Source organism: Methylobacterium sp. Leaf87, from assembly GCF_001422775.1.
Classification (GTDB): Bacteria; Pseudomonadota; Alphaproteobacteria; order Rhizobiales; family Beijerinckiaceae; genus Methylobacterium.
On sequence record NZ_LMMI01000013.1, the window covers coordinates 1 to 14,807 of the forward strand.

The following is a 14,807-nucleotide window of genomic DNA, read 5'->3' on the forward strand; positions in this document are numbered from 1 at the left end:
CCGGAAGCGACCCTCGCCTCAGCTCAGGCCTTCCTCTACGCCGCCGCCATCATGATCCTCGTCCGAAGGCTGGGCCGAGCGTCATGACTTATCGGACGGACTCTTAGACGCTTCCTGCCTGAAAGCCCGCCAAGGGCGCCGCGAGGCGGCACACCAGACCGGCGGGTTCGTAGTCGAGGCTGACGGTTCCGCCGACGGCCCCCACGAGACCACGCTCGATCAGCCGCGAACCGAACCCTTTTCGCGATGGTACCACCACCCGCGGGCCGCCGGACTCGCGCCAGGTCATCCGCACCGTGGGCTCCCCCGCCTCGAGGGCGACGTCCCACGCCACGGTCACCCGCCCGGCGGGGACCGACAGGGCGCCGTACTTCACCGCGTTGGTGGCCAGCTCATGCAGCGTCAGGGCGAGCGACAAGGCCGCCTTGGCACCGAGCTCGATGGCCGGGCCGGAGATGCGGAAACGGTCGGGCTGACGATCGTCGTGGATGGCCAGCGCACTCGCGAGGACCGCTTCGAAATCCGCTCCCTCGCTCTCTCCGGAGAGCAGGATGTCGTGGGCCTTGCCGAGGGCGATCAGCCGCGCCGCCAGGGCCTCCTTGGCCGCCTCGACGTCGGTGACGTTGCGCAGGGTCTGCGACGCGATGGCCTGGACCACCGCGAGGGTGTTCTTGAGACGGTGGCTGAGTTCGCGGTTGAGGATGCGCTGCTGCTCGTCGGCCTCGATCCGGGTCAGGCCACCCCAGGCGCGCTCGGCGACCTCCCGGGCGAAGGCGATCTCCTCCGGCGTCCAGTCGTGGGGAACCGCGTCGAGGACGTAGAGGATGCCGACGAGGCGCCCGCGCTGGAGAATCGGCACCTTGACCACGGCCCGCATGCCGATGCGGGCATAGCCGGCCGCATCGTCGACGCGTTCGGGGGTCGCGGCGATGTCGGCCACTGCCAGGGCTTCGCCGCGCCGCAGGCGGGCGACGCTCGCCGCCACGGTCGCCAGGGTCTGCGCCCCGGCCTCGGCTCCGAGACCGGCGGCGATCCAGTCCGGCGCAACGGAGGAGAGGCCGCCGGCGGGATCGACGAGGGCGTAGCCGGCCCGGGCCACGCCCAGGGTCCGCCCAAGGCTCGCGGCCGTGGCCTCCACCACGGCCGCGTTGGTCTGCAGGTCACGCAGGCGGTCGCCCAGCGCGATGAGAGCCTCGCGCCGGGCATCGGCGCGCTTCTCCTCGGTGATGTCCTCGATCATCGCCGTGGCGTGGACGCTGTCGCCCAACGTCTGCGACACGAGGTTGACGCGGGCCCAGATGATGCGGCCGTCGAGGCGGCGGTAGCGCTTCTCGAGGCGCTCCTGCATGGTCTCGCCCTTGGCGAGACGGCGGTGCAGTTCGGCCCGCTCGGCATCGTCCTCCGGCGGCGTCCAGCGCGCCAGGGAATGGCCGAGGATCTCGGATTCCGGCGCGCCCCAGATCTCGCAGAGCTTGGCGTTCACGGCGAGCGCCCGGACGCTGCGCGGATCGAACTGGACGATGCCGATATTGGCGCCCTGGAACACCGCGCGGAATTGGGCGCCGGTGCGGTTGCGCTCGGTCACGTCGAGCATGGCGCCGATCATCCGCTGGGGCGTGCCGTCGGCGGCTCGGACCATGTAGCCGCGGTCGAACACTTCGGCGTAGGTGCCGTCGGCGCGCAGGAAGCGGTACTCGTGGCCCCACTCGTCGGCTCCGCCGGCGATCACCGCACCGATATCGGCCTCAACGGCGGCCCGGTCGTCCGGATGGACATGCGCGATCCACCACGCCCCGTCCGGCACGACGCGGTCGGGCGTCCAGCCGTAGGCGGTGGCCAGGGCCTCGTTCCACAGGACGGTGTCGGTGGTGAGGTCCCAATCCCAGATGGCATCGTTGGTGGCGCGTGCGACGAGGCGGTAGCGCTCCTCAGTTGCCCGAAGGGCGATCTCGGCTAGTTTGGCCGCGGTGACGTCGCGCACGGTGCCGACCATCCGAACCGGGCGGCCCTCGCTGACGATGAGCTGGCCCCGTGCCGCGATCCAGCGCGGGACGCCGCCATCCGCCGGGACGACACGGTATTCACTGTCGAACTGACCGGTCCCGGCTGGATCGAGGGCGGCCTGCAAGGCGGCATCGACCCGCTCGCGATCTTCCGGGTGCAGGCCTTGCAGGAAGGTCTCCGCATAGGTGACGGGCACGTCCGGGGCCACGCCGAACAGGCTGCGGGTGCGGGCGTCCCAGCGCAGGATCGTGGTGGCGAGGTCGTAGTCGAAGATGCCGATGCCCGTAGCCTCGACGGCCAGCCGCAGGAGCACGGCGCTCTCGGCCGGGTCCACCACGTCGGGCGCCGCGCCGTCCGGGACCGGCGCCCTCGAGACAGACGTTTCGGCCACGGGCGTTTCGGCGGAGCCGGTCCGAGGTCCGGTCGCGCGCGGCACGGGAGGGGCGGCGTGGTTCGTCATCGGCGGGGTGGCGGCGTCCGGCTCGGATCGGGTGTTGTGGCGGGGATTCTATCCTGGGCGGGAAACCGCGGGATCTCAGGCCGTCTCCCGCTGGGCGTAGGGCCGCTCGGTGGGAACCGTTTCGTCGGGAGGCTCGACGCGGACGAGTCGGCCGAGACGATCGTAGCCCGCGCCGAGCACCGTCTCGTAATGATGCCGGACCACACCGTGGCACTCGCAGGCCGCGGCCTCGACCTTAGCGCGGTCCCGGACCGTGATGCGGCCACGGCCGACCTCGATCAATCCCTGCTGCTGCAGGGTACGCAAGATCCGGGTCAGGTAGGTGCGCTGAACGCCGAGCATCGCCGCGAGCAGCTCCTGGGTGACCGGCAAAGTGTCGCTGGCGATCCGGTCCTGCAGCGTCATCAACCAACGCAGGCAGCGTGCCTCGATGGGATGCAGGGCGTTGCAGGCAACCGATTGCAGCACCTGGGCAAGGAGGCAATCCCCGTAACGGGCGAAGAGGTTGCGCAGGCTTTCCGAACGGCGCTTGGCTTCCTGGAAGCGCACCGCGTCCATGCGCAGGACCGGGCCGCCGATCTGGATCACGGCGTGCGTGGAGGCGGGAAGATAGCCCTGGCTGACTACACCGCCGACGGCGCCCTCGCGGCCGATGGTGGCGGTCTCGGCGCTGCGCCCATCCCGCATGGCGATGATCAGGGTCGCCACCGTCTGGCCACACGGAAACGCGATGGTGGTCACCTCGGCGCCGGCTGCGAACAAGATTTCTCCGCGCTGATGCACCGACCACTCGAGATGCGGCGCCAGCAAGGCGCGATCCTCGGTCCTCAGGACCTTCAGAAGCAGATTGCCCTGGAAGAGTGGATCGGCGGCCGAAGGCATGGCGTGCGCTGCGTTCACGGTCTGTCTTCCCGCCACTAGCGCACGAAGCTCTGGCACGTCTGTCTAATAGTATACAGAAGCCGAACGATTTTGTCGTTTTGATGGGATGCGGCGGAACTTCTCATCACTTGGCAGCTGAAACTCGTCCGCATGAACGAATCGGTGATGCCGGACCCGTGCCGCAAGCTCCCCCATCGGAGTTCGGCAGAATCAGACAAATTCGATCAGGCTTGGGGTGAATTCGATCAGGCTTGGCCGGCTTCGTCGCCTTCGCCGACGCAGTCGAGGGCGCGCTCCACTGCCGTCACGGCATCGAGGAGGTTCCGCACGGTGCTGTCGACTTCGCGCCGGGGGCGGTTCATGGCCGCCGCGCGGGCGCCCACGGCCTGGAGATGCTCGAGGACCGCGAAGAGGTCGTCGGCGACGGCCACCACGTCGTGCACCGCCGGAGCGGGCGGGGAGGGGCGGCGACGGAAGGAAATGACGTTACTCATGACCACGATGTTTCGCGTGGTTCGGGGCCGGGCGCCAGGAGGCCGGGGGGTGATTTCGTGCGATCGGAGGGGTTGTCCGGGTCTCAAAGCGCGGCGTGGTGAGCGCTTCCGTGGCGATGCCCCATCACTCTGCGACGTGGCGGCGACGGTTCGTTATCCTTTCCCGGTTTGCCCCGGCGGCGCTTGACGCGGGACGCCCGGCGGGCCCACCTCCGCCGATCCATCTTGCAGGACAGACCCCCAGGACAGCCCCGATGCGCCTTCTTCCTCTCGCCCTCTCCACCCTCGCAATGGCTGGCCTGTGCGCCTGCAACAGCGCCGAGGGCCCGAATTCCCGCAGTGGGATCGCCGAGACCTTCGACACCAGCAACTACCGTCGCTCGTCCGACACCAACGGAACCCAGACCCGCCGCGACGTGAACCGCCTCTACACCCAGCCCTCGCTGCCCTCGATCTCCAGCCGCGGCAACTGACCTCGAACCTCATGGATCCCGCTCCGGTCGGGTTCCATGAGGTCAGGGAACCCTCAGGCGTAGGTCGCCTCGGGCTCCTCGACGCCCTCGTCCGAATCGAGCCCGTCGTCGAAACGTCCGTCGCCCGGCGGGGCGACCGGCACCAGGAAGGCGGCATGCAGGTGTCCGTCGATCAGGCCATCGTGGTTCAAGTCCACGCGTGCCCAGTCCCCATTCGGGCCGTCGAATGATTGAACCGTCAGTTCGCTCCCAGGGCCGATCGTCCGCAGCCGATCGAAGGTCAGCCCCGGCCCTGCCCGCAGGCGTAGACCGTCCCGGGCCGCCACCATGAAGCGGCCCACGGTCCCGGCCAGCGGCAGGGCGTCCGCCAGCCTGCGGCCCGACGCCACCGGATTGGCCCAACCCTTTTGCGCGGCATTCTGAAGCCATATCGGTGCATTCGCGACGTGCCCGCCTGCGCCCCAAACCAACTCGGACCGATCCCGCGGGGATGTGCCGAATCCAATGTGAAGCGTCGTCTTGCCCATGTAGTCGACGCCCGCCCCGATCCCGTTGGCGCCGAGGGCCGCGGCGGCGGTGACGAAAGCCTCGACGATGGGCAGATCATCGGGATCGGTGAAATCGAGGGCGCAACTGCCGTCGACGAGGAGTTGTAGGTCGGCGGCTCGGCCGTGATCATGACGCGTCGAGCCGGTGCGCTTGCCACCGGACCCTTTGGGCGCCTGCCCCCCGGAGGTGACCCGCACCAGGGCGACGCCCGCCACATCGGCCGCCCGGCTGAGGAGCTGCTTCAGCTCCGCCGAAATGGCCCGACACCGAATCTGCATTCGAGTGTCCTCACGAACCGTCGCCATGATCCAAGCCTCCTGATTCCACGAGAAATGTCGCGAAATCCCGGCAATAAATCAACCTCAGGTTTACTTCAGTTCTTGGCGAGGGCGTCCGCGAAGGCGGTCATGCGGTTGCGTGCGTAGGTGGGCAGGCCGGCGCTGATGGAGGTGCCGGTGTTGAACGACGAGTTGCCCATGAGCACCTGGGCCGGCAGCAGGTTCTTGAGCACGGGCACGCGGGCGTATTCCTGCTTGCGGTCGAGGACGTCGGCCTTGATGGCCAACGCCATATAGGTGGTGACCACGGTCTTTGCGGGATCGCCCGGCATCGGCTGAAACACGGCGAGGAACTTGCCGAAGCGCAGGATCTGGTTGACCCAGAAGATGGTCTGTTCGAGCCCCCCCGTCACCGGCGCGTCGATCTTGGTGAGCCCGGCGAGCGGCGCGGTCTCGGCGGGGGGAAGGGTGCGCAGCTCGCTCTGAAACGAGACGAACTCGGCGACCTTCTTCGACGCCCCGTCCTCGAGCTTGTTGGCGAGCTTCACGCCCAGCGGCAGCTTGCCCTCGAGGTCGTAGCGCGATTCGATGCAGACGGTGCCGAGATCGCACCACGGCCGGTCGGGGCGCTTGGCGAAGGCGGCGGCCGGGTCCTTGGTCGGCGTCACGTCGGCGGGGTTCAGGGTCTTGTGCTTGATGACCGGGTCCATCTTCGCCACGAAGCCGAGGGTGGCGTAGGAGGCGAGATCGATGGAGTCGGCGGGCCTCGGCACCACGAAGCGCCCCTGCGCCACGTAGACCTTGAGGGTCTCGTGCCGGCGTTTCGACACGCCGTTGAGGGTCTGCAGATAATCGGGCTCGGCGTAGCCCGGGTAGGGCGCCAGCGCCGCCCGCTCGGCCGGCCGGACCTGGCCCCAGTCGAGGTAGGGCACGAGGCCGTTCTCGGGCTTGGCCGGGGCGTCGCGATGGTCCGTGAACAGGATGGTGCCGGGCTTGAGGCCGGAAAGACCCACCGCCTCGATGGATGGCACATCCTTCACCCGGTCGGAGGCTGCGGGCTGTTGTTTCATGCCCTCCTGCGCGTGCGCGGGGAGGGACAGGGCCAACAGGGCGGCGAGACGGAGAAACGCGGAAGAGTGCATCGGCACGTCGAAGCCTTTGGTCGTTCGGGATAGGGGAGGTGGGGGTTGCCGGCCCGCGCTCGGCGCAGGCCGACGCCCCCTGGTCCCTCTCCACGGGGGAGGGAGACCCGCTCGTCGCCGGTCGGGCGAAGCGGGTCGGAATGACGGGTCAGTAGCGCGGGTCGTCCCCGAACAGGTAGTCGGGATCGCGGCGGCGCGGACGGGCATAGACCTCCTCGTCGCCGAAAGGCGAGCGCTGGGTGCCGGGCCAGACCGGATCGGGGTCGCGCTGCGCCCGGCGGCTCGGGGTCCGGCTCCGGGATTCGCCGAACGGGTCGAGGACATCGGGCTCCGCGCGCCGGCCCGGCAGGGAGCCGAAGAGGTCGCCGGCCACATCCGCCCCGTCCTCCGCTCCGCCGAGGTCGCCATCCTCCGCGTCGGGCCGCATGGCGGTCCGGGTCTCGCGCGGCAGGAGCTTGTACTGGGTGTCGGCCATGCGCCCGTTGGCGAGGCGGAAATGCTCGAGGAAGCCGCCGCCCGACACCTGTTCGCCGCTGCGGGCGTCGATGGGCAGGTCGGCCAGATACGGCCGGGCCTCGGCCGAGGGCGGCGCGAGGTTGGTGCGCGGCACGCCGTTGGCCCAGGCCGCCTGAAGGATCGACCCGGCGATGGGCACGGCGAGATGCCCACCGGTCTGACCACGCCCGAGGGTTTTTCGCGTGCCGTCGGCGTTGTCGTAGCCGACCCAGACCACGATGGTGATCTCGTTGGTGAAGCCGGCGAACCACGCGTCGTTCTCGTTCTCCGAGGTGCCGGTCTTGCCGGCGATGGCGGACGAGAACCGGCTCAGCGCCGCGGCCGTGCCGTGCTGGGTCACGCCCTGGAGCATGGTCTTCAGCTGGTAGAACGCCACCCGGTCGGCCGAGGCGATGCGCACGGGCTCGCGGGGGCTGCGGGTGTAGAGAACCCTGCCGTCCCGCTCCACGGATTCGAGGGCGTAGGGGGCCGGGCGCGCGCCCTCGTTGGCGATGGCCGCGTAGAAGGCCGCGAGATCCACCATCCGCACGGGCTGGGAGCCGAGCACGAAGGGGTAGTAGCGCTCGCACTCGGCGTAGAGCTGGGCTTCGAGGGCGAGGTCGCAGACCTTCTGCAGGCTCGCCGGCGCCTTGTCGGCGATGCCGCCCTGCAGCAGGCGCGCGGTGACGAGGTTCTTCGAGAATTCGAGGCCGCGCCGCAGGGTCGTGGCCCCGGCTCCACCCCCGTCGTAGTTCTTCGGCGACCAGGAATCGCCCACCCCGCCGATGGGCGGGAGCGTCACGGCGGCATCCATCACCAGGGTGTTGGGCTGCAGGCCGGCATTGAGGGCGGCGAGATAGGTCACGGGCTTCAGGGTCGAGCCCGGCTGGCGCACGGTCTGGGTCACCCGGTTAAGCTGGCTCACGGGGTAGGAGAAGCCGCCCGCCATGGCGAGGATGCGCCCCGTGCGGTTCTCCAGCACCAGGGCGGCGCCCTGGACGCTCGGGCGCACCCGCAGGTCGGCGCGCGGGGTCTTGGCTGAGGGATCGCGCAGCTTCACCCGCACCACGTCGTAGGGGGCGAGCCGACCGCGCGCCGGACCGGGCTCCAGGCTGATCGTGCGCCCGTCGGCCAGACCCGCCTTCGCCGGACCGCCGCGGCCGGGATCGAGCACCACGGCCAGCGGCCAATGCACATCGTAGAGGACGGGCCGCGCGTTCTCCAGGGCGCGCTGCCAGGTGGGCTTGGGACCAGCCGGCTTCGGGGACGTCACCTTGGCGGCGGCCGCAGCCGCGGCCCGTGCCGCCTTGCGCTCGGCCTTCGTGCCCGTGGGCACGGATTTGGAGGCCTCGGAGGGTTTGGTCTCGCCGCCGACGAGGAGCGGCACGGAGAGCGTCGAGCCCTCGGGGGCGGGGGCGGCCCCGTCGAGCTTGCGCACCGCCTCGGCGAGGTTGAGTTCCGGCCCCTCGTAGCGCTGGCGCCCGGTGGCGCGCTCGTAGCTGGCGAGTCCGTCCTGGAGGGCGGTCTCGGTGGCGGTCTGGAGGCCGGCGTTGAGGGTGGAGCGCACGGTGTGCGAAGCCGAAGTCAGGGAGTCGATCCCCGCGAAGGTCCGGGTCTCCCGGGTGAGGTGATCGACGAAGTAGAAACCGGAATCGCGCCGTGCCGCCTCCATGGAGGCGAGGCCGAGGGGCGCATTGGCGGCCTGGACGAGCTGGGCCTCGGTGATGACGCCCTCCTCTTTCATCCGGGCCAGCACGTAGGCGCGGCGCTCCCGGGCGCGATCGGGGTACTTGTCGGGATTGTAGAAGTTCGGCCCCTTGGGCATGCCGGCCAGAAGGGCGGCCTCCGGCACCGTGAGCTGGCCAACCGATTTGCCGAAATAGCTGCGCGCGGCCATCTCGATGCCGTAGGCGCCGCGCCCGAGATAGATGCCGTTGAGGTAGAGTTCGAGGATGCCGGCTTTCGGCAAGATGCGCTCGAGCCGGGATGCCACGATCATCTCGCGGATCTTGCGCTCGTAGGTGACGTCGTCGCCCACCGACAGGTTCTTCACCACCTGCTGGGTGATGGTCGAGCCGCCGGCCGGCCGGCCCGGGGAGGCGAGGTTGCCGATGAAGGCGCGGATCACCCCGCGCTCGTCGATGCCGTGGTGGGTCTCGAAGCGCTTGTCCTCCGCCGCCACGAAGGCCTTTTGCACCATCGCCGGCACCTCCGCGATGGGCACGCTGAGGCGCCGTCCGTTGGCCTCGAAGGCCTCGGCGTAGCGCTTACCCGCCCCGTCGAGGATGAGGCTGGCGCCCGGCAGCTTGCGCTCCTTCAGGGCCTCGGCCGAGGGCAGGTCGAGGACGGCCTTGTTGTAGAAGGCGATGACCTCGCCCGCATCGAAGGGGGAATCCTTGGGGTTCTCGCCCTTGCAGAACTGGCGGTAGCTGACGTTGAGCTCACCGATGTCGAGGCCGTGCAGGAGCTTCGGCGCGCTCGCGCCCGCGATAGCGGTCGGATCTTCCATCGCCGTGGAGATGAGCTCGTCGAGGTTGATGTCCTCGATGTCGAAGGCCTTGCGCATGTGGGCGCAGCCGTCGCGCAGGATCTGCACGACCTGCCCCTTGTCGGCCACCGGATCGAACTGGGTCTTCACCGCATCTGGCCGCGTCGTGACCTGACTCAGCGTCAGGGCCGTCGCAAACAGCTTGATCAGAATGATGTTCATGAAAGCCGAGCAGGGGATCTTCGGGGCGCGGCGGGTCGGCGCGCGACTGCGGCCAAGACTGCGCCGCACAACGCGGCTGATTTAAGGTGGCGCTTGGGCCGACCCGGCCTCCGGGAAATCCAGTTCGGTTCAGCGGTTTTCGCCTACTTGTTGCGCCCGAGCAGCACCAGCCAACCGATCCCGATCACGCACACCATCGCCCCCACGGTGACGAAGGCCGGGGTGCCGAGATCCATGAACCGGGGCGCCAGCTGCGTCGCGAAGGCCGCGACGATGAGGGCGACGGCTATGCGGGCGGCGGCGCGCTCGATGCCGCGGGTGAGCTTCTCGATGCCCTTCAGCTCGATCTCGACGGTGACGCGGCCCTGCTTCAGGCGCACCAGCATGAGGTGAATCAGGGTCGGCAGTTCGGAGGCCGCGCCGAACAGGCCGGCACCCACCGCCTCCACCTTGCGGGTCAGGCCCTTGATGGAGAACTGCGAGGCGAGTTTGCGCTTCACCGTGGGGCCGGCGGCCGAGAACAGGTCAAAATTCGGGTCGAGCTGGCGCATCACCCCGTCGGCGGTCACCAGCCCCTTGAACAGAATGGCGAGGTCGGTGGGCATGGCGAGGTCGTTCTCGCGAGCCATGGTCATGAAGTCGGTGAGCAGGGCGCCGAAATCGAGGGATGCCCCGGTGTGGCGGGCGATGAAGGCCTGCGACGAGGCTTCGAGCTTGGTCAGATCCGGGTTGCTCGATCCGGTCCAGTCGAGGAGCACGGCCATAAGCCCGTCGGCATCCTCCTTCAGCATCGAGCCGATGAGCATGAGGAGCTGGGTGCGGCGGCGCTCCGACAGGCGGCCGATGATGCCGAAATCAATGAAGCCGATCCGGTCGCCGGTCATGATCAGCATGTTGCCCGGATGCGGATCGGCGTGGAACACGCCCTCGATCAGGGCCATCTGCAGGAAGGCGTCGGTGCCCTTCTGGGCGAGCACCACCTTGTCGATGCCAGCGGCGTCGAGGCGGGCGTGGTCGTTGGGCGGAATGCCGTGGATGAACTCCTGGACGAGGACGCGCTCGGAGGTCCATTCCCAGTGGATCTTCGGCACCACGATGTCCTCGCGGTCGGCAAAGATCGCCGCGATGGTCTCGCAGTTGCGTGCCTCGTTGATGAGATCGAGCTCACCGTAGAGGCCGCTGGCCAGGTGCCGCATCTGCTCCTGGGGCTGGTAGCGCCCGAATTCCGGCCACTCGGTGACGACGACGCGGGTGGCATGGGCCAGGAGCCGCAGGTCGGCCTCGATGATCTTGCGCAAGCCCGGGCGCAGAACCTTCACCACCACCTCCTCGCCGGTGTGGAGCCGTGCCCGGTAGACCTGAGCGATGGAGGCGGCGGCAAGCGGCACCTTATCGAACTCGGCGAAGACCTCGTCGGCCGGCGCCCCGAGGTCCTCCTCCAGCTGCGGCTGGATTCGCTCCCACGGGATCGGCGCGACCTGGCTGTGGAGCTTCTCTAGTTCCTCGGTCCATTCCGGGGTCAGGAGGTCGGGGCGGCTCGCGAGGATCTGCCCGAGCTTGACGAAGGTGGGCCCGAGGGCCTCGATGGCCCGGCGCACGCGCTGCGGCTGCGACAGGCGGGCGATATCGACACGGGGCGTGCGGCGCTTGGCGAAACGCGCCACGTGGGCGATGCCGAGGCGCTCGACCACCTTGGTAACCCCGTAGCCGATGAGCACGGAGGCAATCTCGCCGAGGCGTTGCCGGTCGCGCGCGGCGACGAAGGCTGTTTTCAGCATGTGCGCTTGGGACTCGACTGGGGAGGAGGCGGCGCCCTGACAACGAGCCTGGGCGTGGTACGGTTCGGCTAGGCCCTTGGCGAGGCCGAAGTTTGACGGCGATGATCACGCGGCAGATTCGCCCAACCCGTCATCTCGCGCTAGACAGGCCGCCATCTGCGCCCTTCCGGCGCAGGTGGAAGTTTTCCGCGCCTCTCGGGGCGCATGTGCAGTTTCCGCGCCCTCGAGGCGCATGTGCGAGAGACGCGATGCCAGGCACGCCCCGCGCCGGAATCATCCCGGTGACGCCCTTCCAGCAGAACTGCACCCTGATCTGGTCCGACGAGACCAAGATCGGCGCCGTGGTCGATCCAGGCGGCGACCTCGACCGGATCGAGGCGGCGATCCAGGCCCAGGGCATCACCATCGAGAAGATCCTGCTCACCCATGGCCACATCGACCACGCCGGCGGCGCGGACGAACTGCGCGAGCGCCTCGGGGTGCCGATCGAAGGTCCGCACGAAGCCGACCGCTACCTGCTCGACAGCCTACCGGAGACGGGCGCCAATTACGGGATCGACGGGGCGCGGGCCGTGACGCCCGACCGCTGGCTGGTGGAGGGGGACGCCGTCACGGTGGGGGGCCTCGCCTTCGACATCCTCCACGCGCCGGGCCATTCGCCGGGCAGCGTGGTGTTCGTGAGCCGGGACGCGCGCTTCGCGCTAGTGGGCGACGTTGTGTTCAAGGGGTCGGTCGGCCGCACGGACCTGCCGGGCGGGAGCCACGACCAGCTCATCCGCGCCATCAAGGAGAAGGTCCTGCCACTCGGCGACGACATCGCCTTCATCCCCGGCCACGGCCCGACGAGCACGCTCGGCGAGGAGCGTCTCACGAACCCGTTCCTGCAGGATTGACCCGACGCTACGACACCGTGGACGGGGCACCCGTCAGCCCCCGCCACGCACAGCGAAAGCAATGCTTTTTCAAGGCGGAAGGCTTATAAAGGCCGTTGACGCATTGCAGGCGTGTCCGGGGCTCGCGCCGGGGCACGAAGGATCACGCCCGGACCCGCCTGCCCGAGGAACTTCATGTCCGACACGACTCACAACAGCTCAGACGCCACCCACAACAGCGCGGCCGCGGCCTACGGCGCGGAATCCATCCGGGTCCTCAAGGGCCTCGATGCCGTGCGCAAGCGACCGGGCATGTATATCGGCAACACCGACGACGGCTCGGGCCTGCACCACATGGTCTACGAGGTGGTGGACAACGCCATCGACGAGGCGCTCGCGGGCCACGCGGACCTCGTCTCCGTCACGCTCAACGCCGACGGCTCGGTGACCGTCTCGGATAACGGCCGCGGCATCCCCACCGACATCCACAAGGAGGAGGGGATCTCGGCGGCCGAGGTCATCATGACCCAGCTCCATGCGGGCGGTAAGTTCGACCAGAACTCCTACAAGGTCTCCGGCGGCCTTCACGGCGTCGGCGTCTCCGTGGTCAACGCCCTGTCGCAATGGCTGCGCCTGCGCATCTGGCGCAATGGCAAGGAACACGCCATGGAGTTCCGCCACGGCGACGCGGTGTCGCCGCTGGTGGTGGTCGGCGACGGCAACGGGCGGCGCGGCACCGAGGTGTCGTTCCTCGCATCCACCGAGACCTTCACGAGCATCGAGTTCGACTACGCCACCCTGGAGAAGCGCCTGCGCGAGCTCGCCTTCCTCAATTCCGGCGTGCGGATCGTCCTCACCGACGCGCGCCATGCCGAGCACAAGCGCGAGGAGCTGTACTACGAGGGCGGCGTCGAGGCGTTCGTGCGCTACCTCGACCGCTCGCGCAAACCCATCGACGGGATGGCCAAGCCCATCATGGTGCGGTCCGAACGCGACGGCATCCGCGTCGAGGTGGCGTTCTGGTGGAACGACTCGTTCAACGAGACCGTGCTGCCGTTCACCAACAACATCCCCCAGCGCGAGGGCGGCACCCACATGGCGGGCTTCCGCGCCGCGCTGACCCGCCAGGTGACGGGCTACGCGGAATCGTCGGGCATCGCCAAGCGCGAGAAGGTGACGCTCACGGGCGAGGATTGCCGCGAGGGCCTCACGGCCGTGATCTCCGTGCAGGTGCCGGAACCGAGTTTCTCCTCGCAGACGAAGGACAAGCTCGTCACGGCAGCCGTACGGCCAGCGGTGGAGAACGTCCTCAACGAGGGCCTGTCGAACTGGCTCGAGGAGAACCCCGCCCAGGCGAAATCCGTCATGGGCAAGGTGATCCTGGCGGCCTCGGCCCGCGAGGCGGCGCGCAAGGCCCGCGAGACGGTGACGCGCAAAGGCGTCCTCGACATCGCCTCCCTGCCGGGCAAGCTCGCCGATTGCCAGGAGCGCGACCCATCGAAGTGCGAGATCCTCCTGGTGGAGGGCGATTCCGCCGGCGGTTCGGCCAAGCAGGGTCGCGACCGCACCTTCCAGGCGGTTCTCCCCTTGCGCGGAAAGATCCTCAACGTCGAGCGGGTGCGCGCCGACCGGATGCTGTCGTCGGATCAGATCGGCACGTTGATCACGGCGCTCGGCGCCGGCATCGGCCGCTCGTCCACGGACCGCGAGGGCTTCAACCCGGAGAAGCTGCGCTACCACCGCATCATCATCATGACCGACGCGGATGTCGACGGCTCGCACATCCGCACCCTGCTGCTGACGTTCTTCTACCGGCAGATGCCGGAGGTGATCGAGCGCGGGCACCTCTACATCGCCCAGCCGCCCCTCTACAAAGCCTCGAAGGGCAAGCGGGAAATCTACCTCAAGGACGAGCGCGCGCTCGAGGACTACCTCATCGACGCGGGCGTCGACGGGGCGGTGCTGCGCCTGGCCTCCGGCACCGAGTTCGGCGGCCAGCAACTGAAGGCCCTCGTCGAGGAGGCGCGCCAGTTCCGCGGCCTGATGCAGGCGCTCCACACCCGCTACGACCGCGCCGTGGTCGAGCAGGCGATGATCGCCGGCGCCTTCCGGGTCAATGTCGACGAGAACGCGGCGGAGGCCGAGGTTCTGGCCGACCGGGTGGCCCGACGCCTCGACCGGATCGCCGACGACATCGAGCAGGGCTGGGAAGGCTCCGTCAGCGAGGGCGGCTACGTCATGAGCCGGACCTTGCGCGGGGTGCGTCAGGTCGCGACCCTTGATGCCGGGCTCATCGCCTCGCAGGAAGCGACGCGGCTCGCCGACCGGGCCGAGGCCCTGCGCGAGATCTATCACGAGCCCGTCACCTACGCCCGCAAGGGCGACGAGACGACCCTGCACGGCCCCGTCGGCCTGTTCGAGGCGGTGATGGCGTTCGGCCGCAAGGGTCTCCAGCTCCAGCGCTACAAGGGTCTGGGCGAGATGACCGCCCAGCAGCTCTGGGAGACCACCCTCGACCGCGACGTGCGCTCGCTCCTCCAGGTGAAGGTCAAGGACACCCAGGACGCCGACGACCTGTTCGTGAAGCTCATGGGCGACGTGGTCGAGCCCCGCCGCGAGTTCATCCAGGACAACGCGCTCAGCGTCGCCAACCTCGACGTGTGAGGCGCG

10 protein-coding genes and 1 pseudogene are annotated in these 14,807 nt (G+C 69.1%); 4 read left to right on the forward strand and 7 right to left on the reverse strand.

What is annotated here, in order from left to right:
• Positions 1 to 87: pseudogene (locus ASF22_RS23745) on the forward strand (IS5/IS1182 family transposase); the annotation flags it as partial.
• A gap of 16 nt (positions 88 to 103) precedes the next feature.
• Here the strand turns inward: ASF22_RS23745 and ASF22_RS09890 are convergent.
• The 3 genes from ASF22_RS09890 to ASF22_RS09900 form a co-directional block, all read right to left on the reverse strand.
• Complete coding sequence (locus tag ASF22_RS09890) at positions 104 to 2,395, reverse strand: PAS domain-containing protein (protein WP_056263814.1); 2,292 nt, start codon at positions 2,393 to 2,395, stop codon at positions 104 to 106.
• A gap of 144 nt (positions 2,396 to 2,539) precedes the next feature.
• Positions 2,540 to 3,346, reverse strand: a complete 807-nt coding sequence (locus tag ASF22_RS09895; RefSeq protein WP_056263747.1) for a Crp/Fnr family transcriptional regulator — start codon at positions 3,344 to 3,346, stop codon at positions 2,540 to 2,542.
• Positions 3,347 to 3,591: 245 nt separating this feature from the next.
• Positions 3,592 to 3,840: a hypothetical protein gene (locus ASF22_RS09900; protein ID WP_082478859.1), complete on the reverse strand. Its 249-nt coding sequence runs from the start codon at positions 3,838 to 3,840 to the stop codon at positions 3,592 to 3,594.
• Between the two features lie 254 nt (positions 3,841 to 4,094).
• On the opposite strand from ASF22_RS09900, the gene ASF22_RS09905 reads away from it, so the two are divergent.
• Positions 4,095 to 4,313: a hypothetical protein gene (locus ASF22_RS09905; protein WP_056169178.1), complete on the forward strand. Its 219-nt coding sequence runs from the start codon at positions 4,095 to 4,097 to the stop codon at positions 4,311 to 4,313.
• A 53-nt stretch (positions 4,314 to 4,366) separates the two neighbouring features.
• Here ASF22_RS09905 and ASF22_RS09910 read toward each other — a convergent pair whose 3' ends face one another.
• The 4 genes from ASF22_RS09910 to ASF22_RS09925 all read right to left on the reverse strand — a co-directional run bounded on the left by ASF22_RS09910 (position 4,367) and on the right by ASF22_RS09925 (position 11,265).
• The gene (locus tag ASF22_RS09910; RefSeq protein WP_244474244.1) at positions 4,367 to 5,140 is read right to left on the reverse strand and encodes an SH3 domain-containing protein; all 774 of its coding nucleotides are present in this window, start codon (positions 5,138 to 5,140) and stop codon (positions 4,367 to 4,369) included.
• Positions 5,141 to 5,235: 95 nt separating this feature from the next.
• Entirely contained in the window at positions 5,236 to 6,210 is a 975-nt protein-coding gene (locus ASF22_RS09915) for a hypothetical protein (RefSeq protein ID WP_244474245.1), read from the reverse strand.
• A gap of 220 nt (positions 6,211 to 6,430) precedes the next feature.
• Positions 6,431 to 9,487, reverse strand: coding sequence for a transglycosylase domain-containing protein (locus ASF22_RS09920; protein ID WP_056263752.1), 3,057 nt, complete (start codon positions 9,485 to 9,487; stop codon positions 6,431 to 6,433).
• Positions 9,488 to 9,630: 143 nt separating this feature from the next.
• Entirely contained in the window at positions 9,631 to 11,265 is a 1,635-nt protein-coding gene (locus ASF22_RS09925; protein WP_056169167.1) for an AarF/ABC1/UbiB kinase family protein, read from the reverse strand.
• A gap of 248 nt (positions 11,266 to 11,513) precedes the next feature.
• On the opposite strand from ASF22_RS09925, the gene ASF22_RS09930 reads away from it, so the two are divergent.
• Positions 11,514 to 12,158 (forward strand): MBL fold metallo-hydrolase, encoded by a 645-nt coding sequence (locus ASF22_RS09930; RefSeq protein WP_056263755.1) that lies wholly within the window; start codon positions 11,514 to 11,516, stop codon positions 12,156 to 12,158.
• Between the two features lie 174 nt (positions 12,159 to 12,332).
• A complete protein-coding gene (gyrB, locus tag ASF22_RS09935) occupies positions 12,333 to 14,801 on the forward strand; it encodes a DNA topoisomerase (ATP-hydrolyzing) subunit B (RefSeq protein ID WP_056169161.1) in 2,469 nt (822 codons plus the stop codon).
• Positions 14,802 to 14,807: the final 6 nt, after the last annotated feature.